Source organism: uncultured Mesonia sp. (assembly GCA_947499595.1).
Taxonomy (GTDB): domain Bacteria; phylum Bacteroidota; class Bacteroidia; order Flavobacteriales; family Flavobacteriaceae; genus Mesonia; species Mesonia sediminis.
Genome location: CANMOY010000002.1, coordinates 109,569 through 132,172 on the forward strand (window position 1 = coordinate 109,569; position 22,604 = coordinate 132,172).

A 22,604-nucleotide genomic window follows, 5' to 3' on the forward strand; every position below is an offset into this window, starting at 1 on the left:
TTATTTTAATTTTTCTAGGTATATATCAAAATTCTTCTTCATCTGTATAAGCTTATAGTTCTTAGCAGCCACACTATAAGGTTGACGATCATAAGTCAGGTCTGTTTCTTTTTTCAATTTTTCTAAAAACCCAAGTGCTCCTTGTTCACTTTTTAAACCATGCACCACTAAAAATTGCTGACCTGGGATATAAAGATCTTCAGACACACTTAAATCACTGGCTTGCACGTGGTCTATACCGGCAAGCAGCTGTTCTTTTAATGTAGTTAATGCTTGCTCTTCTTGCGTATTAAACACAAAAACAATTTTATAATGTGTATCTGCTCGCTTAAAATCGAATTGCTTTTGCTCTAAAGCTGGTATGGCCGTTTGTAGTAAATTTTCGGCGGTTTTACCTTCTTCGCTTTGCGGATAGGTTAAAGCTAAATAATTCAAAGCTTTTTTATAAGCTGCAAGCCCGTTAACTCGTGCCTGTACATAAGCTTTTAAAAGTTCTAATTTGGGTACAATATCATTTCCTGTAAAAAGCTCAATTTCTTGCTGTATTTGCGCAATCAAGCCGTCAAACTCTTCATTTTGATAGGCCAGATAAAGTTGTTTATACACGGCTTGCGGACTGTTTTGATCGCCTATTAATCCTTGTGGATTACGCAAAATGGTAGCATATCTAGAGTCGGGGTGATTAGCAAGAATATTTTCTTTCCAAAACCTTTGTCGTTGAGCATTGCCCGTAATCTCATAAATCTTATATAAGTTGTATTTAGAAGGTAATATCAATCGATCTTCCGGATTGTTTTTCAATAAAGCTTCTAGCTTATTGGCTGCCAATTGATATTCTTTAAATTTTTCTTTGTAGATAACACCAAGTTGATAGTAGGCAAAATTGCGGTCTTTAGCCAAGCTATCTAAAACCACCTGATCTTTGGGAATCTGACTGATATAGGTTTCTGGTTTATAAATAGGATCTTCTTCAATGGCTTCAAAAATGGCTTCTTCTTGCTGTTTTTTGCTGTCTTTCTTGGCTTGTTTTACATCTTCATAGCGCCAATTATCTACCAAAGGAATATCTCCCCATTGCTTTTTAAATTTCTGGATTCCTTTTTGCACTTGGTTATTATCATAAAAATAAAAGCTAGCTCCACCTCCTAATCCACGTCGGTTAGACACCATACTGGCCTGCGTTTTAAATAAGTCTTGGGGTTGTGCATTTTTTTCTTTTAATTGCTGTTTTGCTTGAGCAATAGCTTTCTCTTTTTGCTGCAGCGTAAAATCTGTAAAAAAAGTGAGTTGCTCTTGGTCTGACATATCGGCTATGCGCAGAATACTATCGTTTTTTACCGCAATATCTTCGTACAAAATGACATCATCTAAGTTTTCTCTTTTCTTTAAAATGCTACGGTACTCGCGAGTGCTTTTATCTAATTGCACCAAGGTAGAGTCATAGTATTTACCAGCAGTTTTATATTGTGCCGCATCAAAATTGATCACCGCCAAATTCAGATAATTTCGAGAAACTAAATACTTATCTCTAGAGTCTTCGCGCAAAGACTTGTTATAGAAATCTACTGCCGCTGGGAGTGTATCTTTTTGCTTGTAAACCTCGGCAAATTGATAATAAATTCGATCTAGATAAGGCCTGTTCTCTCTGTTTTCGGCTAGTTCATTTAGCAGCTCCATTGTAGCTAGCGTATCCTGTTGGGTGAAATCAAGGTTTTGAATTTGCTGCATATACGCATTGATCATATATTCACGAGGCGATTTGCGGTTTAGGGCAATTACCCGATCAAAAGTGGCATTGGCCGAATCTATCTGATTTAGCGATTTATGCAACTGCCCTTTGATGAACAAGTACCTGCCTTGGTCTGCGTGCGACTTAGCATAAGCGGCAGCATTTTCAATGGCCGCTAGCGCCTGTTCTTCTTGATCTAAATTTAAGTAAGCTTGCGCTAAGGTAGCATAAGCATGCGTATAATCTTCTTCTGAAAAGGCTATTCCCGAACTTAAAAGGGCTTCTATATTTTTAATAGCCGTTTCGTGATTCCCCATTCGCATATTGGTCTTTTCTCGCCAAATGCGCGCGGTTGCCAGTTGATCGCTTTCGGGGTAGTCTGTTATGATGTAATTAAAGGCCTCTAATGCAGGGAAAAAACGCTGATCGTAATACCGGGCTTTACCCAATAAAATGAAGGCTTTATCCATTTGCGGATTATATTCGGTGCCCGCAATATGCATATTGTGTTTTTGTATGGCTTTGGCAGCCTTTTCCTCGGCACGTTCAAAATGCTGGTTCTTGGCTTGCTCGTCTTTTTCAGATGCCTCGATAATCTCAAGCCGTTCTACGGGTAAAATTTTCCAATAATCATCTACATAAGTTTGTGCAATTTCTTGCTTACCCTCCTCTAATGCAAGGTTACCGTTGTATATAATATTGTAGTAGGCACCCATTGCGTGAAAGTTGCGGTTGAGCCACTTGTTCTTTTTACGAGAACAAGAAACCAAACTTAAACCTACTAGCAACAAGGTGATTAGTTGAACGCTTTTGTGTTTATTCATAAATTGTTTACCTCCTCTAAAAATAACTCCGTAAAGGTATTTTTAGTATCATTGGCAGTAAAAATACGGTCTTTTTTTCATTAAAAAAACCTGCACCCTAAAAAGCACAGGTTTGTAGTTATATATTTGTTTTAAAACTCATATGGTAATTAGGAAAGCTAAATTATAATAGCTTTTTTTAAGAAAGATAGACTACTTATTAAAATAGGCTTCTAATTCTTCTAAAGTAGCTTGACTGGTTTGAATGTCTTTTACCGGTTCTCCTTTGTCTAAAACCACAATGCGCTCACAAACTTCGGTTACATGAATCAAATCGTGACTCGAAATTAAAATGGTGGTTTCGGTGTTTTCATCTAAATCTTTTATAATCTTCTTTAAGCGTATTTGTGTAGTGGGATCTAAATTGGCAAAAGGTTCATCTAAAATCACCACATCTGGTTGACCGATAAGTGCAGCGATGATGCCAACTTTCTTCTGGTTCCCTTTTGATAGGTCGCGCAAATATTTCTTTTTTTGTAGAATTTCATCCTGAAAAAAATCTTCAAACTGAGCTAATAGCACATCTACCGCCGTTTTACTTTGGCCGCGCAACTCCCCTATAAAATAAAAGTATTCTTCAGCGGTTAGGTAGCCTATTAAAAAAGACTCGTCTATAAAAGCAGCAGTAAAGGGTTTCCAATCTTCACTGGCGTCTATGCGTATCGTATTGCTTACAATATGCCCGGTGGTAGGTTGTATCAAATCGAGCAAAAGGCTAAAAAAAGTGGTTTTACCGGCTCCATTATTTCCTACTAAACCAAAGCTTTGACCTTTAGGAATTTCTAGATGTTCAATATGCAACACCTCATCTTGATTGTATTTTTTGGATAAGTTTTCTACGCGAATCATAGTTTATTTTTTTTCATTAAAAGCCGCAATGGTTTTGTATTTTCCTTTTTGGTATATGGATTCTATTTTGTTTAAGAAAAATGATTTAAGCATCAAGCCAATCAATCCGCTTAAAGCTAAAGCCAATAAACCTGCATTAAAATTTATCAGTTTATAAGGTATGTAAAAAATAAGCATTGGGCCAAGCATTTTAGGCAGTGCGATAAGCAACTGAGTAGGGTTAAAGCCTTGTGTATTGCTAAAGGCTTTTGCTTTAACATTTAGCTCTACGGGTACTCGGTTTAGAGCACCTCCAAAAAGCGTAATAAACGAATTTAAACCAATATTAAAAAGCGCTCCTGCTGCTATCATCGCATAAATATCCCAGCCAAAATAAATGTACGGCGTAGCAAGAATAAATGAAATAATTACAGCCACCAGCATAAGGTACCATTTAGACTCGAGGTATTGACGGTAAGGTATATTTTGACTCATAAGTAGCTTATAATATTCGCTATCCCAAGAAGGAACCAATTGGCCGTAAGAGAGTAAAAAGCCACCCGTAATAAATACGGAAGCAAATACTAAAAAGGCGGGGCTATCGCTATATGTTTCTTGGGTGTAAAAGATAAGACCATAAAACAAGAATAGAAAAGACATAAACAAAACTTGCTTTGGTCGTGCGTTACGAAGAATGAGTTTGAGGTCGTTTTTTAAAAATGGTGCCATTTTTCCAAACCGATTTAAAAAGGAGAATTCTTGGGTTCTTACCAATTTCTTTTCTTTACGGATAGCATCATCTAAATAAAAACTCTTTCGTACAAATGCATAGTTTCTGCGGTATAAGAGCACCAACAACAGTAAAGGAATAAGAAAGGCATACCATAGACTGTACATTTTATTAAAAAACTCTCCTGCCAAAACCGTGATGTCATAAATATTAAAATAACGCAGCGCAGCAAAACTGAAGATAAGACTCACTAAGCCATAAAAATAAGTGTTGTTTTTATTGATGAGAAAGTTTAAATAATTCAGCGAAAGCGTGAAAAGAATCATAGCTACCAACCAGCCCATCACTTGTATTAGCGGGTAAGCTTCGACTAGCAAAATTATGGCAAAAGGAATAAAAAAGAAGAGCGGCAACCAATTAAAAAATGACCAACTGGTTTTGGCCAATAAATAATGTATTATGGTAGACCTTTTAACCGGAACAAGCATAAAGGGTTTAATATTCATTACCGGTAATTGTTGTAGAAAAAAGCGATAGGTTAAATCTAATAAAAACCAAAAAATTAGATAATTGTTTACAACGACTATAGGGTCTAACTGAGGAAATGATTTTTGTATTAAATAATAAGCAACCAATCCTAAACCGGTAAAAGCAGCTATAAAATAAAGGGCTGCTAGAAGGAGTACTATTTTAATACCAATGCCTTTTTGAAAAGAAGACGAGCGTTTAAACTGCTTCCATTCAAAAAATAAAAATTGTGAATACCGCATAGTGAATGATTTACAGTATTAGTATAAAATTTGTGATAATGTTACAATTTTCTAAACCATTTCTGGATAAACTTCGCGTAAGATTTTATTTTTCTGCTTAGGGATTACCACCAAAACAATATAATGCAATAAGGATACAAGACTTATAATTAGCGATGTGGCCAGAGCTACATATAAATTAGAGAAAACCTGAGCATCTACAATTAGAAATTGATAAAACCATATGTAACTAAAAGACCCTATTTGTCCGCTTCTATTAATAATCACCTCTAGAAGCAATGGTTGCTTAGCGGATTGATTTTTCTTTAATTGACGTGAGCGTTTTCCTAGCAGAAAAACATATAAAAAGAATTCTAAGGCTAAAAAGGTGGCTACCCCGTAGAAACCATAAGGCAATCGAAAAAGCATGGTGAATATAAAGAGGAATAACGCCATACTAACCCAAACCTTTGGAATTTTACAAAATTGATAAACTTCATTCCTGATCAATTTCCAATATCGTTTGCTCATTTGTTTTTCGCGTTCTTCTACCACCTCTAGAAAGCCAAAAACCCCAAATTTCTTAAACTCTATATCTAAAGCCTGCTCGAAATCTAAGTCAGGATTTGCTGTCCATTGCGCTTCTATGCCATTGGCCAAATGATCAACGAGCTCGGTTTGCACATCGTAATAGTCGACAAAATGTGCTCGGGTAAACGCATAAAGCTGCTCGATATGTGCTGCACTTAGCTTTTTCATACCTTTTTCAAATTTAAAAGCGAACTAAGTTCAAGCGCATGTTTATTCGCTAATTTATACCAGTAAAAATGACGATAATACAACCAAAAAAAGAGCTGTATACTAACAATCCACCCTAATTGGGTCATCCATAGGCCAGAGAAAAAATTATAAGCCCCTATAATTCCAAATAACAAACTATGCAACCAACTGAATGCGCTTACACGATGGGTTAAAAGCACTTGTAAGCAAGCTGATTTATCTTGTTGCTTAACCAGTTTTTTATGTTGAAAGATTTTATTTTGATTGTATAAAAACCCCAAAAAAGTAAACAATAGTACTATAGGCACTAGCATTAATAACAATATATAATCTAACCAGTGTATAAAAATAAAAGCAAAACCACTCAGCATAATGTTAAGCAGTAGTACGACCTTAATTTGCATAAATTTTAAAAAACCTTGTTGCTGTAGTTTATTGAATTTTTGGGTATAATGATTCTGGGTTTCCTGCACAATTTCGGCAAAACCCATCACCCCAAATTTCTTAAACTCTATATCTAAAGCCTGCTCAAAATCTAAGTCAGGGTTTGCTGCCCATTGCGTTTCTATGCCATTGGCCAAATGATCAACGAGCTCGGTTTGCACATCGTAATAATCGACAAAATGTGTTCGGGTAAACGCATAAAGCTGTTCGATATGTGTGGCACTTAGCTTTTTCATGATACGCTTTCTATAAATTTCATACGTTGCGTTTGTTGGTAGTAGAGATATAATCCTGAAACATTAAACCAAATATAAAAACCCAATAAGTAAAGGTTCCAATTGCTGGCATTAGGGTTGAAAAATTGAAGCGAAAAATAATCAAAAGCGAAGATAAGCATCATTAACTTATACTGATACAATGTTTTTTTACCGATGTTTTTTCTACCCCAGACCATCCAAAAAACAGAAAATATAGCCAACAGTAATATCGGGAGAATCAGATACTGTTTAATGGTGTAATGTATCCCAAAATAACTAAATGCATAAACTACTGCGCTCACGAAAATGACCCTTACGTTAAATGCCTTTTTTAATAACTGGCTTAAGATTAACCAAAATGCACGGGTTTCAGATTTTTCGTAACGCTTAAGCAAATCAGTTTTATGTTTGATCATGTAATTTTTAAAGTGGTTATAAAAATCGAATGAATCGCTTTCTTCTTCCGCTTCAAGCGCACTGGAAATATGATCTACAAACTCTGCACGCACATCATCATAAAGCATCCCAGAATTCCTGAGATAGCGGTCTATAAATTGTATTTGCTCTAAATTTAAAGGCATTAAGAACTCAATTTGGTTTTGGGCAATAGTAAAGCCTGCATGGTTGATAAGTATCGTTCTAATTCGGCTAATTTGCCAATACTTTCTTGAGTTCCTTTTTCGGTGAGTTTATAGTATTTTCGCAAACGATTATCCACCTTTTTCACCTCTATATCAAGTAAACCATCTGCTTCCAACTTATGCAAAGCCGGGTAAAGCGCTCCTTCTTTAATTTGCAATTCATCTTGTGTAAGTTGTTTTACTTTTTGAGTAATTTCATACCCATACATCTTGCCTTCATCGGCTAAGAGCTTTAAAATGATGGTTGACAAACTGCCTTTATATAGCTTAGAGTTACTCATAAAACCAATTAACTTGAATTACAAAAATATAAAATTATTACATACCTAAGTTACTTAGGTATAAAATTTTGATTGCTTTAGGTTTATTAAGCCAATGTATATTGTATTTTTACGGAAAAAATAGAATACCGTGAAAAACTTTCATTCGCTACCTGTAAAAGAAATCATTAGAGAAACACCCCGAGCCGTGAGTCTTGTTTTTGAGATTCCTGAAGCCTTAAAAAATGTTTTTTACTTTGAATCGGGGCAATACATCACCATAAAAAAAGAGTTTGATGGACAAGAAATAAGAAGGTCCTACTCTATTGCCTCTGTGCCCGGGAGAGATTATATTAAGGTGAGTGTTAAAGAAGTAGCCGGCGGTTTATTTTCTACCTATGCCAACAGAGAACTTCAAGAAGGTGATGTGTTAGATGTTTTTCCGCCAGAAGGTAAATTTGTATACCACCCTCCTACCGATGATAAACCAAACGAGTATGCTGCTTTTGTCGCTGGAAGCGGAATTACTCCCGTTATTTCTATTTTAAAGAGTGTACTTAAAAAAGAAGCTCACAGTAAGTTTGTGTTGGTTTACGGGAATAAAACCCCGCAAGAAACCATCTATTTTAAAGAGTTATTGGCCATTCAGCAAGAATTCCCCGATCGGGTTTTTATCGAGTTTGTTTACAGTCAAGCCAAAGACAAAGATTCATTTTTTGGCCGAATAGAACGCAGTACCGTAAATTTCGTGCTGAATAACAAATTTAAAAACCACCAGTTTAAAGATATTTATTTGTGCGGTCCCGAGCCCATGATCGATTTGGTCAAAGGCGTATTGCTAGAGCATGAAATTGAAGAAGAAAGCATTCATTTTGAACTCTTTACCTCCAGCCAAACCGGAGAAATTGAAGCCAACTTAGAAGGTAAAACCAAAATAAAGGTTATTGTAGATGATGAGGAGTTTGAGTTTGAAATGGACCAAAAAGAAAGTATTCTCGATGCCGCTTTAGATGAAGATATCGATGCGCCTTATTCTTGCCAAGGTGGAATTTGTAGTAGTTGCATCGCACGAATAAAAGAAGGAAAGGCAGAAATGATGAAAAATCAAATTCTCACCGATGAAGAAATCGAAGAAGGCCTTACCTTAACTTGTCAAGCCCACCCTACCACAGCCAAAATCATTATAGATTTTGATGATGTTTAATAGTGGTAATTAAATCATAAAAAATAGGCTACCTTCTTTTAGGTAGCCTATTTTTTATGATTCAAATTGGTGTTCGGTGTTCATCTTACCGCTTATACGCTTCAAGGGGTTTAGCCTTCTTATTTAAAGCCATATTACCAAAATAAATAAGGCTTCCTAAAACAGGAAACATCAGCGCCACCAAAACCCAAAGTACTTTAGCAATACTATTCTTTTCGTTTTTAAGAATAAAAAATAAACTAACTCCAAGACAGAGTACATAGAAAAGTAAAAAAAGTGAAATTGTTGTTGAAGAAATTATATTCATCATTGTTTATTTTAAAATATCAACATACATTATTAGAGTAAAACACGATAAAATTTCGCAATTACATAGAGAACAAATACTACGCTTATGATGGCCAAGCGTCGTTTTTGATTGGCATCTAATTCTTTATAACGCCAAAGATTAAAGGCGATATAAAGTACAGAAATGCCAAGTATTAGATAGGTTAAAATCGGGTTTGAAAAATCCATTAGTTTAGCTTTACCACTTGTTGCAGTGTTTTAATTAATTGGTTTTGATCAATATCGTGCATGACTTGCTCATAGCCCGGCAATATTTTATTTCCGTAAATAGATGTAGGCAAGAGCGGATACTTTTTTAAGCTAGGGGTAAACTGGAGTTGCTCAGTTTGTCTAAATGGTGCAAATCCTGCGAAAGGATGAGTAGCGCCCCAAAGCGTGATTACTGGCACTTGATAGAGCGCCGCTAAATGACCATTACCACTATCCATCGCAAGCATAGCATCTAAATGCGCTATAATAGCCAACTCCTCGGTAAAAGAATGTTTTCCAGCTAAGTTAATCGTGTTTGGTATTTCTTTTTCCCATTGGTCTAGTTGCTCAATTTCCTTTTTACCTCCTCCAAAAAGCAAAAGGCTAAACCGATTGGTTTTTGCTATTTTAAGCAATAATTCACGCATTAAATGTATAGGGTACATCTTGGCCTCGTGAGCTGCAAAGGGAGCCACACCAATCACCTTTTTATCGCTTTCGCTGAAATATTCTTGTGCAGCAGCAGATAGACTTGGTTTTATTACTTTTAAATCGGTATTTAAGTCGATAGGGAAACCCAAATCAGCAAATACATCGGCATAACGCTGATGCGTTGTTTTTAGGGGCTTAATCTGTTTTTCTTGGTGTTGGGTTAGCTTTTTCTTCTCTGCCCTGCCTTTGTCAATTCTAGCTACTTTTATTCCGTAAGTTTTTAAAAAAAAACCTATAATCTGCGTTCGCAATACTTGGTGTAAATCGGCTACAGCATAAGGCTTAAGCTCTTTTAACTGCTTAGCCAAACGCCTCAAACCTAAAATTCCTTTGTGCTCTTGCTTAACTTTTGCCGCAATAACTTGTGTACGCGGCAACTGATTAAAAATTGGGGCAAAAAAGCTTTTAGTAACCACGCTAAGTCTTACCTCTGGGTACTGCTGCAGCAATCTACCCAAAACCGGCACGCTCATAGCAACATCTCCCATGGCCGACAGCCGCAAAACCAATATGTGCTTTTTATTGCTCAAAATATTTTTTGTGGAACTGATTAAATCCGTGAAAACGGCATTGCAGGCTTACTTTTTACCGCGCAAGACTGGATTTAACTCCTCGTCATTGTACATTTTCATTTGCTTGTATACTTTCATATACTTGTCGCCTTTTTCAATATCAGACAAAAGTTGGTTAATGGCTGTAGACAAATCTACGCGTTGCTCTAAAAGCACATCTAATTTTGCCTTACAAGCCATTTGATGCTCTTGTGAAGCGTCTGTACGATTGGCTTCCTCATTCATATGATAAATTTTTAAGGCTAAAATAGACAAGCGATCTACACCCCAAGCCGGACTCTCGGTATTAATCGTGGCATCTTGTTTAGGGGTTACTTCCTTGTATTTTTCTAAGAAGTAAGAATCGATATACTCTACCATATCGGTACGATCTTGGTTAGAGGCATCTATTTGTCTTTTTAGTTTTAAGGCAGAAACGGGGTCAATTTCCGGATCGCGAATAATGTCTTCATAATGCCACTGTACCGTATCTATCCAACATTTGCGGTATAACAAGTGCGCTAGCAAATCCTCTTTTTCATCATATGGGTTGGCAAATGGTTGATCTACAGTATTTATCTCGTGGTATTTCTCTATAACTTCCTGAAAAATAGCGTTGGCTTTGTCTGAAAACATATTCTAAGTTTTTACTTTAATTAAAAGCGCAAAAATACGCAATATTTAACAAACCTACTGCTATTTTAATGAAAAGCCCCTACCGCCAATTTATCAGGATTTATTTTATCAAAATATGCAGGTATTCTTCTGTTGCGGTAGCTTTATGATTTCTGTTTTGCGTTTTATCGGCTTTAAAGCGTTGGTATTGTTTAGCTACCAAACGATAGGTCCCGTACTTTTGCATAATCTCTTTTACCTGATCGCTGGGCATAAGGCCTTCATTATTATAACTTAAAAAGATGTAGTTGAAGTTGGCTTGTGCTATTAAGGCTTCAAACTCTTCCGCTACCTTTGATTTCTTACAGTAGTTCGATTTGTAGTATTCTCGTAGCCCGGTCTTGCCTTTCGGCTCAAAGCGATCATAGCGAGCAATGGTGTTAAGCAAGTGGTAATTGGCCCCATATTGCCGCGCATTATAAGGCGGATCTAAATACAAAATATCGCCAGAAATTCGCTTAATCAAAACATTGGCATCTTCTTGAAATACCTGATGTTGCCAGGTTGTTTTATCAAAATCTGCTGGTTCTAAAACCAAAGGCTTGGCAGCCGATTTTTTAATTTTTTTGAGAAAAGCACCATACACCGATGCCGTATTGGCTACTTTATCTGCACTTTCTAGCAAACTCGCTAGTAAAAAGAAATAGGTAGAAGCATCTAATTGCGACTCTAATTGCTGAAGTTGCAGCCGCATACCATCTATTTTTTGTGCGTTTGACTGCGTAAAAAACAACCGATTACCCGAACCACTTTCTCCATATTCTTCGGCAATAAATCCATTTACTGGAGTCGCCTGCTGTAAGCTTTCAATTAGTTCACGCTTTCGCGGAATTTCTTGATGGTTGCCAATATAATTTTGCAACAAAACATAGCTGTAATATTCTACATCATTGGCAATAATTTGTTTTACCAAAGGTTTAAAGCTACGTCCTACCCTTCCTGTACCCGCAAACAAATCGCAGAGTATCATATCATCTATTGGACCTTCAACTGTATTTTTGACCTGCTCTACTATCCAAGCAGAGAGTCTATTTTTAGAACCGATGTAATTCACGCATCAAAAATTTAAATGCAAAAATACCCGATCAATTCTAAAACTTGGGTTTAAACCAAAATTTGTTTTGTTTAATCTTAATGCCCAACCTAGTTCAAATTCGGAATCTTATTATATACCTATTGTAGCCGAACTATTTTCTTCAAATAGAATTTTTACCATTTATTGTTTGAGGAAACTGCTTGAATTACCAAATAATGGTATGGTTGCTATTTTGCTGGATATTTAAAGCCAGCAGACAACATATCAACCACTAAGAAAACCCGTACTGAGTCCACAGTGAGTCCACAGTGAGTCTACCATGAGTCCACTAAATAGTGGAGAAAGGTACATTCACCATAGATTCAATATAGAATGAGCCTTGAGCCAGTACGGCTTTAGTATTGGTTTGACTGGGAGTATGTATATTTAAACACTAAAGTAGTAATACAGATGCTTCAGATATTTTTTTGCTAGTAAGAAAACAGCATTACTATGGTAAGGGTTGGCAGGTTACTCGCTGTAAAACTAAATTCGGTAAGCGCTACAATCTACCTATTTGGCTCTACCCTATGGGATAGTTTATTCCGTAACCCAAATAATATCTGACCAAGCTGTATGGTTTTCCAGGTCTACCAATACTAAGTTCTCTTTTGAAAATGTACTTAAGTACTTAAAAACTGCTTTTTTAAGTTTAGGTAAATCAGCTTTGAGTTTCCAGTGTTCACCATCTTGATTATGCACTACTATAAACAATCGGTTGGCAAGATGTTTTCGCTGCTGCTGACTTTGATTTTGGTACAGCCAATAAATTAAATCTGCTTTATGCTTTTGGGCGTAATACAAGGTAGGTTTGTATTTTTTAGGGAAAATACTGGTTTTGTGGTCAAAATCTATTCCGTAAAGGCTAAAATCGACCAATCTGTTTTTGTGATTTAATGCTGGAACTACAAATTCTGATTGGCAAAATAAGCGTTCTACTAGCATTGCACTCCAGAAATTATACCAACGATTAGCGGCGTAGTAAAACAACTCGCGCTTATCCACCTCATAAGCGTCTACACTAAGCTTTATAAGCTCTATAAGCTCCTGCCAAACTGGTGTTTTATAAATAAAATTGGTCATGGCGTCCCACTGGTCATTTTGTTTTCGTAACCACTGGTAGGGGTAATCCCATCGATTTTTTAACTGCTCAGCAACGAAAGCCTCGTCGATCATATAAAGAAATTATAAGCCAAGCCTAATATAGTTAAAAAAAGGAGCACACTTTCACTTTTCCACTTGGTTTTTGTTTGGGTAACCCAAATTGATGCCATTAAAACCAAGGGTAAAAACAAGTAGATAAAATTCTGGATAAGAAATTGCTCTTGGAAAACCGCTATAAATCCACCAAACATCAAAAGCAATAAGACCAATCGATAATATATTTTTTGGCTACTCTGACTCTTCTGTATGGCAGCCAGCAGACCAAAAAATCCTAGCAATAGTAAAAAACCCATCAAACCTAGTGGAAAGATAAAGTTTAAATCATTATTCCAATCAAAATTGATGGTCCATTCCGGCCACAATAGCAATCGGGTATCATCATACCCCAACAAAGAAATGGCCAATACAATTAGCCAGACCGCTAAGCAAGCCAAGATTGGAATAAAATAATGGGTAATTTGATTCGGACTAAAAAACAGAATACTCAAATAAGCAAAAAGTAAATAAACATAAAGCTGTGGATTAAAAGTTGCCGCAATAACTAGAAAAAATGAAAGGTCAAATAGCTTTTTACCAAAATGCTGCACATCTTGCATACCAAATAAAATACGTAAAGCAATCATCCAAAAACCATAAGCTATCAAAGCTTGATGATCGTTAAAGATGGGGTAAAAACAGATTATACCAAGTACAAAAATAAGCACGGCGTAGGTGTTCTTTTGTGCAAATGCTTTGGTTTTCACCACTGCATTCAGGTATAAAAAAGCAACTACCAACCCTAAAAAACCAACTACTGGCAATAAATAGTTCAGCCAGGTTTGGCTACCCTCTACTTCAATTTTTTGAACTGCCAAATATTGCACCAAAAGCAACACCAATAAAACCAGAAAGTTTATAGGTTTAGAATTTTTAAAAAAGCTTGTTAACATGGCTAATTTTAGTACTTTTGTATAAAGTAATACAACAATTTTTACGATGAAAGATTTTTTTCAATTTATAGCTTCTTTATTTGAAGACGTATTGTTTCTTCCTTTTTATGCTTTAGCCGATTTAGAATTAGAAAATTGGTTTTTAGCGAATGGAGTAAACTGGTTATTTATGCTTATAGCCGCCGTGGCCTTTGGTTACTGGATGATGCAATTAAAGAAATTTAACCAAAATGATACCGAAGACCGCAGCGTTAAAGCGCATTCTTTTTTAGGAAAAGACGCTCAATATTAATTGAGGTCTTTCCCTAAATCTTTTCTATAATACATCTTATCAAAGTGTAGTTTTTGTGCACTTTGGTAAGATTTTTTTAGTGCTGCATTAAAGTTCTCTCCAAATGAAGTTAAAGCGATCACGCGGCCACCATTGGTTTGCAGTTCATCTTTGCTCATTTTAGTGCCGGCGTGAAATACAATTGATTCCTTTACCTCATCAATTCCTGTAATTACTTTTCCTTTTTCATAAGCTTCGGGATACCCACCTGAAACCAGCATAACCGTAGCTGCTGTATCTGGGTTCACCTCTAATTCAATATCTTTTAATTCTTGCTTAGCGGCAGCTTGCAGCAACTCAACAAGATCTGTGTTTATTCGGGGGAGTACCACTTCGGTTTCGGGGTCACCCATACGTACATTATATTCAATTACATAAGGCTCATCTCCTACTTTTATTAGTCCTATAAAAATAAAACCTGTATAGGCTATGTTTTCTTTCTTAATACCTTCTACGGTTGGTTTAACAATACGCTCTTCTATTTTTTGCATAAAAGCATCATCGGCAAAAGGAACAGGAGAAATAGCTCCCATGCCCCCGGTATTAAGACCAGTATCTCCTTCTCCAATACGCTTATAATCTTTTGCAGTAGGCAATATTTTATAATCTTTACCATCTGTCAAAACAAACACACTTAACTCTATTCCCGACAGAAATTCTTCGATAACCACGGTTTCACTAGCTTGCCCAAACTTACCACTTAACATATTCTCTAGTTCATCTTGAGCGTCTTGCAAATCGTCTAAAATCAACACTCCCTTACCAGCCGCTAATCCATCTGCTTTTAAAACATAGGGCGCATCTAATTCGGTTAAAAACTGCTTCCCTGCTTCCAGGCTTTCACTTGTAAAGCTTTGGTAAGCTGCGGTGGGTATATTATGCATAGCCATAAACTCTTTGGCTCGTTCTTTACTCCCCTCCAATAGAGCTCCTTTTTTTGACGGCCCCACAAAAAGAATATCGCGCAAAGCCGTATCTTCTTTAAAGAAGTCATAAATACCATTCACCAACGGGTCTTCTGGTCCAACAACGACCAACTGAATGTCTTTACTTAAAACCAAATCTTTAACCGCCTCAAAATCATTTACATTTAAGGCAACATTGGTAGCAATTTCGGCTGTTCCGGCGTTTCCTGGTGCCACGTATAGTTTATCGCATAATTTGCTTTTTGCTATTTGATATGCAAACGCGTGCTCTCTTCCTCCAGAACCAATTATTAAAATATTCATTTTGTTTGTTTTTGTGTGTGGCATCAAAAATAATTGTTTGTAAATTGACGCCCTAATGTTTTTCTAAAAAATAAGTAGTTTGAACTGGTTTGACGCCATATTAAAAGTTAAAGGATTTCCAATTGAGCAGGCTCAAAAACACTTAAATTATATTCAGTCTATACCAGAAGAAAATTACGAATCATTTCTTGAAAAGCAAAAACAAGCTATTTTAAAGTATCATCTACAACATACTCCTTTTTATCAAGAACACACTGCTCAGCACAAAATAAATCAATGGGAAGACATACCTATTTTAACCAAAGCCGATTTACAGCGCCCACTAAAAGAGCGACTTAGTACAGCTTATACCACTAAAAACGTGTATATCAATAAAACCTCAGGATCTAGTGGTCATCCCTTTGTTTTTGCTAAAGATAAATTTTGTCATGCTATGACATGGGCAGTGATTTTTAATCGTTTTGGTTGGTTTGGCCTAGATTTTAATACATCGTTACAAGCCCGTTTTTACGGCATTCCTTTGGAGAAAATGGGATATTATAAAGAACGGATTAAAGACAAGTTCGCCAATCGCTACCGCTTTCCTATTTTCGATTTAAACGATGAAAAGCTTGCTGAATTTCTTGCAAAGTTTTATAGCAAAGCATTTGATTATATTAACGGTTATACCAGCTCTATCGAGCTTTTTGCAAAATACCTAGCAAAAAAAAATATCGTATTAAAAAAGGTTTGTCCCAGTTTAAAAGTGTGCATTGTTACCAGTGAAATGCTTTTTCCCGAAACCAAGCAATTACTGGAGAATCAATTTGGTGTACCCGTAGTGAACGAATATGGTGCTAGCGAACTCGATTTAATAGCTTTTCAAAACCAGGAGACACAATGGGTGTTAAACACCGAAACCCTGTATGTTGAAATTGTAGATGAAAATGGTGCCATTTTACCTCCAGGCCAAGAAGGTCGCATTATCGTAAGTTCATTATTCAATAAGGCCCATCCGTTCATCAGGTACGATTTAGGCGATATTGGTGTGCTTTCACCAAATAGCAATGCTAAAAAAGCTTATTTAGAACGTCTTGTAGGACGAACAAATGATATTGCCCGTTTGCCAAGTGGTAAAGTGGTACCCGGACTCACATTTTATTATGTAACCAAAAGTATAATTGAAGACGATACCAATGTAAAGGAATTTGTTATACAGCAAACCCAGCCCGATACCTTTGAAATTACCTATGCCGCTGTTGCGGATATTTCTATTGAGAAACAAAATCAAATCAAGCAAGCCGTCGAAAAATACTTGGAAAAAGGACTCCGCCTTAATTTAAAACGCGTAAAATTCTTAAAACGAAAAAAAAGCGGCAAATTAAAGCAATTTGAATCTTTGGTATGAAAGCAATAACCCTTATCACCAATTATTTTCCGCCAGAAACTGGTGCGGCTTCCAATCGGATAGCTCAACTGGCTCTCGGGCTTCAGCAAAGGGGCTATTCTGTACGAGTTATTTGTCCGCTTCCTAATTATCCAAAAGGTAGAATCTTTGCAGGTTATAGAGGAAAATTAATGCACACCGAGCATTATGAAGGTATACACGTTACCCGATTGTATATTTTCCCGAGCAATTCCAATCAAAAGTTTAAACGGCTTTTCGCTATGCTTTCTTTTTCATTTAGCTTAGGAGTTTATAGGTTTCTACATTCAGGAAAGTTTGCTCAAAAAATTATTATTCAAAGTCCGCCGCTGATTCTATCGGCATCGGCATTGTTTTTCTTTAACCGGAACAAACGCAAATTGATTTTAAATGTTTCTGATCTCTGGCCTAGTGCAGGTCTAGAATTGGATGCTCTACAAAAAGGCCGAATGTATACATTACTAGAGCGTTTAGAGCGCTATATTTACAAGAAAGCGCACCTGGTTTTAGGGCAATCGAAAGAAATTATTGCGCGAGTGCTTGAGGTAAACCCCAAACAGCAAACCTTTTTATACCGCAATTTACCACAAGCTAGTCGGTTGAATTTTGATAGCGATGAATCAGATGTCGAACAACCCATAAAACTTGTTTACGCAGGATTGCTGGGGATTGCACAAGGGATTGTAAAACTTTGCAAAAATATTGAGCTGGGTAATCACGAATTGCATATTTATGGTGCCGGTGCAGAGCAGCAGGCTTTGCAAGATTATTTAATAAATAGCGACAAACCTATCTTTTATCACGGTGAGGTATCTCGCCAGCTTTTGTTAGAAAAACTTGGCACTTTTGATTTAGCTATTGTACCGCTTACCCGTGCCATTTATGGTTCTACACCTAGCAAAATTTATGAAATGGCCTTAGGCGGTCTACCTATGCTTTATTTTGCAGGTGGCGAAGGAGAGCAAGTAGTGCAGGACTATCAATTGGGATATGTGGTTGAGCCAGGAAACTTTGAAACTTTAAATCGTTTGCTTGTAGATTTAAAAAAAGATGAGCTTAAACAAATGAGTGAAAAAATCCGCGAAAGCGCCGCTCAACATTTTAACCTAGACCTTCAACTGGATGCGCTAGTTCAACTATTATAAGCTTATTTAGTAGGCTTTATCTTCCCCCCGAATAGCGTTATATACCGTTTGAAAAATGATTTTAAGATCTAATAAAAGCGACCAATTTTCTAGATAAAAAATATCATATCGCACACGGTTAATGATATCGTTCTCGGTTTCTACTTCACCTCTAAAACCACTGGTTTGGGCCAAGCCCGTTATTCCTGGCTTTATAAAGTGTCTCACCATAAACTTGTCTATTCGTTCTGCATACATATGCGTATGGCTCACCATGTGAGGACGTGGTCCCACTACAGACATATCGCCTAAAAGCACATTGTAAAACTGAGGCAATTCATCCATACTGGTTTTTCGTAAAAACTTACCCATTTTCGTAATGCGTTTATCACCGCGTTTTACCTGATGTAAATCGGCTTGCGGATTTTCACGCATCGACCTGAATTTATAACAGTTAAACTCTTTATAGTTAAGTCCGTTACGTTTTTGCCTAAAAAACACTGGCCCTTTTGAGCCTAACTTGATAAAAATGGCTAAAATAGGGGTTAACCAAGACAGTAAAAAAACGATTACGAAAAGAGAAAAAACAATATCGAAAATACGTTTTAAAAGCTGGTTAAAGGGTTCTTGTAATGGAATGTCCCGTAATGACAGGATGGGCAAATACCCATAATAATCCATTTTTAATTGACGGGTATAAACGTCTTTATTATCGGGTAAAAATTTTAGCTGTTTTAAATTGTTATCGGCAAAATCTATCAACTCATTGATTTGTTGATTACTTAAAGAGGTTACCGAACAGTAAATCTCATCGATCTTATTGTCGATAATAAATTTTAAACATTCTTCAAACGAGTTGTCTTTTTCTTGAATAGCTAGCAGCCCTTTACAATGGTAGCCATAAGAAGGATTGGATGTAAAGAATTTCTTTAAGGCTTGTGTATGCTTATTTTTACCAAGAATTACAGTGGTTCTATAATTGCCACCTAAAAATTTTCGGTAACGTTTAAGCAAGTAAAAAACCAGTAATTTTACGCTTATGATACTTATATATAAGCAAGCTAGATACTCAAAAATTATCATTCTTGGTCTGGAAAGGTCTTCAAAAAAACCAAAAAAGGAAAAAACAATTAGAGAAAATAAACCAATTTGCACCAATGATTTGGAGAGTATTCGAAAACCCTTTGTAAAACGGTAGACTTCATAAAAACCTGTATTTACAGATAATAGCAGCCACCCCACCGAAACAAAAAGCGTAAAGTTTAAAAAATCAATCGCTTGAAATTTAAAAATCAAGGCAAAGACCAAAATAAGCCCTATATCGATAATATAGGTTAGCGGCCTTAAATAAGGTGAATATCTGCCTTGCTTTTTATGCATTTTCTATGCTTTTATTTACGAATATGTTTAGCAAAATCTTTGTGTTCTTTTTTAGTGAGTTCATCTTGAGACAAGCCTTTAAAGAAATCATAGGTAATCTTCATTCCTTCGGCTCGGTTTACCTGTGGTTCCCAACCTAATATTTTCTTCGCACAGCTTATATCGGGTTGGCGTTGCATGGGATCATCTTGAGGTAATTCTTTATAAATTACCTTTTGTTTAGTGCCTGTGAGTTTTATAATCTCTTCGGCAAAATCTTTAATGCTTATTTCGTGCGGGTTACCAATATTAACCGGATACACATAATCGCTTAGCAACAACCTATAAATTCCTTCTATTTGATCGCTTACATAGCAAAAAGAACGCGTTTGCGAACCATCGCCAAAAACAGTGAGATCTTCTCCTCGTAGGGCTTGACCAATAAAAGCAGGAATTACTCTACCATCGTTGAGTCGCATTCGCGGACCATAGGTATTAAATATTCTTACAATACGCGTTTCTAATCCGTGAAAACGGTGATAAGCCATTGTGATTGACTCTTGAAAACGCTTGGCTTCATCATACACCCCGCGCGGACCAATGGTGCTAACATTACCATAATATGACTCGTTTTGCGGATGTACCAACGGGTCGCCATAAACTTCTGAGGTACTGGCAATTAATATTCTTGCTTTTTTCTCTTTGGCTAAGCCTAATAAATTATGCGTACCCAAAGAACCTACTTTAAGGGTTTGTATGGGAATTTTAAGGTAATCTATGGGGCTAGCCGGACTAGCAAAGTGTAAAATATAATCTAAGTTTCCTGGAACGTGCACAAACTTGGTAACATCGTGATGATAAAACTCAAATTGCTCTAAATGAAACAGGTGTTCTATATTCTTTAGATCGCCAGTAATCAAGTTATCCATTGCTATGACGTGAAAGTCTTCTTGGATAAATTTATCGCATAAATGCGAACCTAAAAATCCAGCTGCACCGGTAATTAATACTCTTTGCTTTGGCATAATTGTTTGCTTAAAAGTCTATTTTATAATTGTTTCGCGCTACTCCCTATCTGGTAGCATACAAAACCAATTTTTTCTAATTCTTCAAGGTTTAAAATTCCTCTACCGTCAAATACAAAAGCAGGTTTTTGCATTTGGTCATAAATTTTTTGCCAATCGTATGTTTTAAATTCGTCCCACTCGGTTAAAATAGCAATAGCATGGGCGTCTTTACAAGCCTCATACGGATTTTGATGAACTGTTAAACCGGCTTGATTAGCGGCACTAGGTCTTGTATTTAAGTAATCTAAATCGGTATACATTTGCTGGGCTTGCACCTTGGGGTCGTACACTGCTATTTGTGCTTGCTCATTAAGAAGCTCATCGGCTACATAGATGGCGGCAGACTCTCTAGTATCGTTGGTATCTTTTTTAAACGCCCAGCCCAAAAAAGCTATCTTTTTACCTGATACCGTATTGAATAATGTACTGATGATATTGTGGGCAAACCTTCTTTTTTGATGATCGTTCATAAGAATTACTTGCTCCCAGTAATCGGCTACTTCGTTTAAGCCGTAGGTTTTTGCAATATAAACCAAGTTTAAAATATCTTTTTGAAAGCAAGACCCGCCAAAACCTACTGAGGCTTTTAAGAATTTTGCACCAATACGAGAATCCATACCAATGGCACGTGCCACTTCATTAACATCGGCTTCGGTCTTTTCGCAAAGCTCAGACATGGCATTGATAGAAGAAACGCGTTGCGCCAAGAATGCATTGGCGGTAAGTTTAGAAAGCTCAGACGACCATACGTTGGTGGTTAAGATGCGCTCTTGAGGCACCCACTGCCCGTAAACGCCAACCAAAGCTTCGATGGCTTCTTTACCCGCATCGGTGGTATTGTCTCCCCCAATGAGCACACGATCTGGGTTTAATAAATCGCTTACAGCGGTACCTTCGGCTAAAAATTCTGGGTTGGATAAAATTTGAAACTTAACCGAGCTACCGTTACCTGTATTATCTAAGATACTTTTTATAGCCGATGCTGTTCTCACCGGTAAGGTTGATTTTTCTACCACAATTTTATCTGATGTAGCTACGCGAGCAATTTGGCGTGCACAAAGCTCGATATACTTTAAATCGGCTGCCATACCTTTACCTTTACCATAAGTTTTGGTAGGGGTATTTACCGAAATAAAAATCATATCCGCGGCAGCGATGGCCTCATCTACCTGAGTAGAAAAAAAGAGGTTTTTGCCTCTAGCTTGGGCTACAATTTCATCTAATCCTGGCTCGTATACCGGCAATTTGCTCAAGTCTTCATCATTCCAAGCGGCTATTCTTTGTTCATTAATATCTACTACGGTAACCTTTATAGCTGGACATTTTTGTGCGATTACGGCCATAGTTGGACCTCCTACATAACCCGCACCTATACAGCAAATATTTTTGATCTTCATATCTTAAGAATTCTTTTTATTAAAGTTAAATTTAGCCTTTACCACCAGGCCAATAAATTTAGAATTGCCAATTAAATAGCGTTTCCACATACGTTTAGGTTCTTGCAAAAACCTGTAAAACCACTCTAAACCGCTTTTTTGCATCCATTTAGGAGCTCTTTTGGTTTTACCGGCCAATACATCAAAACTACCGCCTACCCCCATAATAAAGGGAATTTGTTTTAAAGCCTCACGATGGGTATGCAAAAATATCTCTTTTTTGGGAGAGCTAATGGCAACAAACAGCATTTTTGCTTTAGTGCTAACGATATCTTCTACAATTTGTTTTTCTTGCTCTTGAGAAAAATAGCCATTTCTATATCCCGCAATCACGTTTGCATTGTAGGTTTGTTTAAATTTTTCGCTTAAAGCGGATACCACCTCTTCTTGAGCGCCCAATAAGTAAACACTATAATTCTTTTGGTGTGCCATTTTAACCAAATTATCAAACAAATCTATGCCAGCCACCCGTTCTTTTAACGGCTGGTTTAAAAGTTTTGCTGCCCAGATAACCGCTTGACCATCGGCATTGATGAGATCGGCTTCGTTTACGCTTTTTCGCAGCTGCTCATTCTTTTGCATGGCCACAATTTTCCCTGCATTTACCACCGTGTGATGCAGGGGATTATTATGTGCGATAGCCAACTCTATACGTTGCAAGGTTTCTGCCATGCTTAAGTTGTCTATCTTGGTGTTGAGTATTTGAATGCGTTGGGCCATAGGGTATATGCAAATAAAAGCGTCA

At 36.8% G+C, this 22,604-nt stretch carries 23 protein-coding genes; 4 read left to right on the forward strand and 19 right to left on the reverse strand.

Annotated features, from left to right (window positions below):
• From ACH2AZ_RS02695 to ACH2AZ_RS02725, 7 genes are all read right to left on the reverse strand, one after another.
• Entirely contained in the window at window positions 1-2,553 is a 2,553-nt protein-coding gene (locus ACH2AZ_RS02695; protein WP_394906529.1) for a hypothetical protein, read from the reverse strand.
• Window positions 2,554-2,745: 192 nt separating this feature from the next.
• Entirely contained in the window at window positions 2,746-3,441 is a 696-nt protein-coding gene (locus ACH2AZ_RS02700; RefSeq protein WP_394906530.1) for an ABC transporter ATP-binding protein, read from the reverse strand.
• 3 nt (window positions 3,442-3,444) lie between these two features.
• Window positions 3,445-4,920, reverse strand: a complete 1,476-nt coding sequence (locus ACH2AZ_RS02705; RefSeq protein ID WP_394906531.1) for a DUF5687 family protein — start codon at window positions 4,918-4,920, stop codon at window positions 3,445-3,447.
• A gap of 51 nt (window positions 4,921-4,971) precedes the next feature.
• Window positions 4,972-5,658, reverse strand: a complete 687-nt coding sequence (locus ACH2AZ_RS02710; RefSeq protein WP_394906532.1) for a hypothetical protein — start codon at window positions 5,656-5,658, stop codon at window positions 4,972-4,974.
• Window positions 5,655-6,359 carry a hypothetical protein gene (locus ACH2AZ_RS02715; RefSeq protein ID WP_394906533.1) on the reverse strand — a complete coding sequence of 235 codons (705 nt, stop codon included), beginning with the start codon at window positions 6,357-6,359 and terminating at the stop codon, window positions 5,655-5,657. The genes ACH2AZ_RS02710 and ACH2AZ_RS02715 overlap by 4 nt, the downstream gene beginning before the upstream one ends.
• A complete protein-coding gene (locus tag ACH2AZ_RS02720) occupies window positions 6,356-6,961 on the reverse strand; it encodes a hypothetical protein (protein ID WP_394906534.1) in 606 nt (201 codons plus the stop codon). The genes ACH2AZ_RS02715 and ACH2AZ_RS02720 overlap by 4 nt, the downstream gene beginning before the upstream one ends.
• Entirely contained in the window at window positions 6,961-7,302 is a 342-nt protein-coding gene (locus ACH2AZ_RS02725; protein WP_147861794.1) for a PadR family transcriptional regulator, read from the reverse strand. The genes ACH2AZ_RS02720 and ACH2AZ_RS02725 overlap by 1 nt, the downstream gene beginning before the upstream one ends.
• Window positions 7,303-7,432: 130 nt before the next feature.
• Between ACH2AZ_RS02725 and ACH2AZ_RS02730 the strand changes: the two genes are divergently transcribed.
• A complete protein-coding gene (locus tag ACH2AZ_RS02730) occupies window positions 7,433-8,485 on the forward strand; it encodes a 2Fe-2S iron-sulfur cluster-binding protein (RefSeq protein ID WP_394906535.1) in 1,053 nt (350 codons plus the stop codon).
• An 85-nt stretch (window positions 8,486-8,570) separates the two neighbouring features.
• Here ACH2AZ_RS02730 and ACH2AZ_RS02735 read toward each other — a convergent pair whose 3' ends face one another.
• The 7 genes from ACH2AZ_RS02735 to ACH2AZ_RS02765 all read right to left on the reverse strand — a co-directional run bounded on the left by ACH2AZ_RS02735 (window position 8,571) and on the right by ACH2AZ_RS02765 (window position 13,908).
• Window positions 8,571-8,795, reverse strand: a complete 225-nt coding sequence (locus ACH2AZ_RS02735) for a PLDc N-terminal domain-containing protein (RefSeq protein WP_394906536.1) — start codon at window positions 8,793-8,795, stop codon at window positions 8,571-8,573.
• A 29-nt stretch (window positions 8,796-8,824) separates the two neighbouring features.
• A complete protein-coding gene (locus ACH2AZ_RS02740; RefSeq protein ID WP_394906537.1) occupies window positions 8,825-9,001 on the reverse strand; it encodes a hypothetical protein in 177 nt (58 codons plus the stop codon).
• Window positions 9,001-10,044, reverse strand: a complete 1,044-nt coding sequence (locus tag ACH2AZ_RS02745) for a glycosyltransferase family 9 protein (RefSeq protein WP_394906538.1) — start codon at window positions 10,042-10,044, stop codon at window positions 9,001-9,003. The genes ACH2AZ_RS02740 and ACH2AZ_RS02745 overlap by 1 nt, the downstream gene beginning before the upstream one ends.
• 48 nt (window positions 10,045-10,092) lie before the next feature.
• Window positions 10,093-10,701: a DUF4254 domain-containing protein gene (locus ACH2AZ_RS02750; protein WP_394906539.1), complete on the reverse strand. Its 609-nt coding sequence runs from the start codon at window positions 10,699-10,701 to the stop codon at window positions 10,093-10,095.
• 100 nt (window positions 10,702-10,801) lie between these two features.
• Entirely contained in the window at window positions 10,802-11,794 is a 993-nt protein-coding gene (locus tag ACH2AZ_RS02755; RefSeq protein WP_394906540.1) for a DNA adenine methylase, read from the reverse strand.
• Window positions 11,795-12,355: 561 nt separating this feature from the next.
• Entirely contained in the window at window positions 12,356-12,991 is a 636-nt protein-coding gene (locus ACH2AZ_RS02760; protein ID WP_394906541.1) for a hypothetical protein, read from the reverse strand.
• Window positions 12,988-13,908 carry a DUF6427 family protein gene (locus ACH2AZ_RS02765; RefSeq protein WP_394906542.1) on the reverse strand — a complete coding sequence of 307 codons (921 nt, stop codon included), beginning with the start codon at window positions 13,906-13,908 and terminating at the stop codon, window positions 12,988-12,990. Before ACH2AZ_RS02765 ends, ACH2AZ_RS02760 begins: the two co-directional genes overlap by 4 nt.
• 46 nt (window positions 13,909-13,954) lie before the next feature.
• Here ACH2AZ_RS02765 and ACH2AZ_RS02770 point away from each other — a divergent pair, with 46 nt between their 5' ends.
• Complete coding sequence (locus ACH2AZ_RS02770) at window positions 13,955-14,200, forward strand: uracil phosphoribosyltransferase (protein WP_379047329.1); 246 nt, start codon at window positions 13,955-13,957, stop codon at window positions 14,198-14,200.
• Here ACH2AZ_RS02770 and purD read toward each other — a convergent pair.
• Entirely contained in the window at window positions 14,197-15,468 is a 1,272-nt protein-coding gene (gene purD, locus ACH2AZ_RS02775; RefSeq protein WP_394906543.1) for a phosphoribosylamine--glycine ligase, read from the reverse strand. The two genes, ACH2AZ_RS02770 and purD, sit on opposite strands and share 4 nt — an antisense overlap.
• Window positions 15,469-15,547: 79 nt before the next feature.
• Here purD and ACH2AZ_RS02780 point away from each other — a divergent pair, with 79 nt between their 5' ends.
• A complete protein-coding gene (locus ACH2AZ_RS02780; protein WP_394906544.1) occupies window positions 15,548-16,855 on the forward strand; it encodes a phenylacetate--CoA ligase family protein in 1,308 nt (435 codons plus the stop codon).
• On the forward strand, window positions 16,852-18,018 hold the full coding sequence (locus ACH2AZ_RS02785; protein ID WP_394906545.1) for a glycosyltransferase family 4 protein: 1,167 nt from the start codon (window positions 16,852-16,854) through the stop codon (window positions 18,016-18,018). The genes ACH2AZ_RS02780 and ACH2AZ_RS02785 overlap by 4 nt, the downstream gene beginning before the upstream one ends.
• Window positions 18,019-18,024: 6 nt before the next feature.
• Here the strand turns inward: ACH2AZ_RS02785 and ACH2AZ_RS02790 are convergent, their stop codons facing one another.
• Genes ACH2AZ_RS02790 through ACH2AZ_RS02805 form a run of 4 tightly spaced genes read right to left on the reverse strand, consistent with a single transcriptional unit; the run spans window position 18,025 to window position 22,579 of the window.
• A complete protein-coding gene (locus ACH2AZ_RS02790; protein WP_394906546.1) occupies window positions 18,025-19,377 on the reverse strand; it encodes an undecaprenyl-phosphate glucose phosphotransferase in 1,353 nt (450 codons plus the stop codon).
• An 11-nt stretch (window positions 19,378-19,388) separates the two neighbouring features.
• Window positions 19,389-20,381, reverse strand: coding sequence for a UDP-glucuronic acid decarboxylase family protein (locus ACH2AZ_RS02795; RefSeq protein WP_379047314.1), 993 nt, complete (start codon window positions 20,379-20,381; stop codon window positions 19,389-19,391).
• A gap of 23 nt (window positions 20,382-20,404) precedes the next feature.
• Window positions 20,405-21,820 carry a UDP-glucose 6-dehydrogenase gene (locus tag ACH2AZ_RS02800; protein WP_394906547.1) on the reverse strand — a complete coding sequence of 472 codons (1,416 nt, stop codon included), beginning with the start codon at window positions 21,818-21,820 and terminating at the stop codon, window positions 20,405-20,407.
• Window positions 21,821-21,823: 3 nt separating this feature from the next.
• A complete protein-coding gene (locus ACH2AZ_RS02805) occupies window positions 21,824-22,579 on the reverse strand; it encodes a WecB/TagA/CpsF family glycosyltransferase (protein WP_394906548.1) in 756 nt (251 codons plus the stop codon).
• Window positions 22,580-22,604 lie beyond the last annotated feature (25 nt).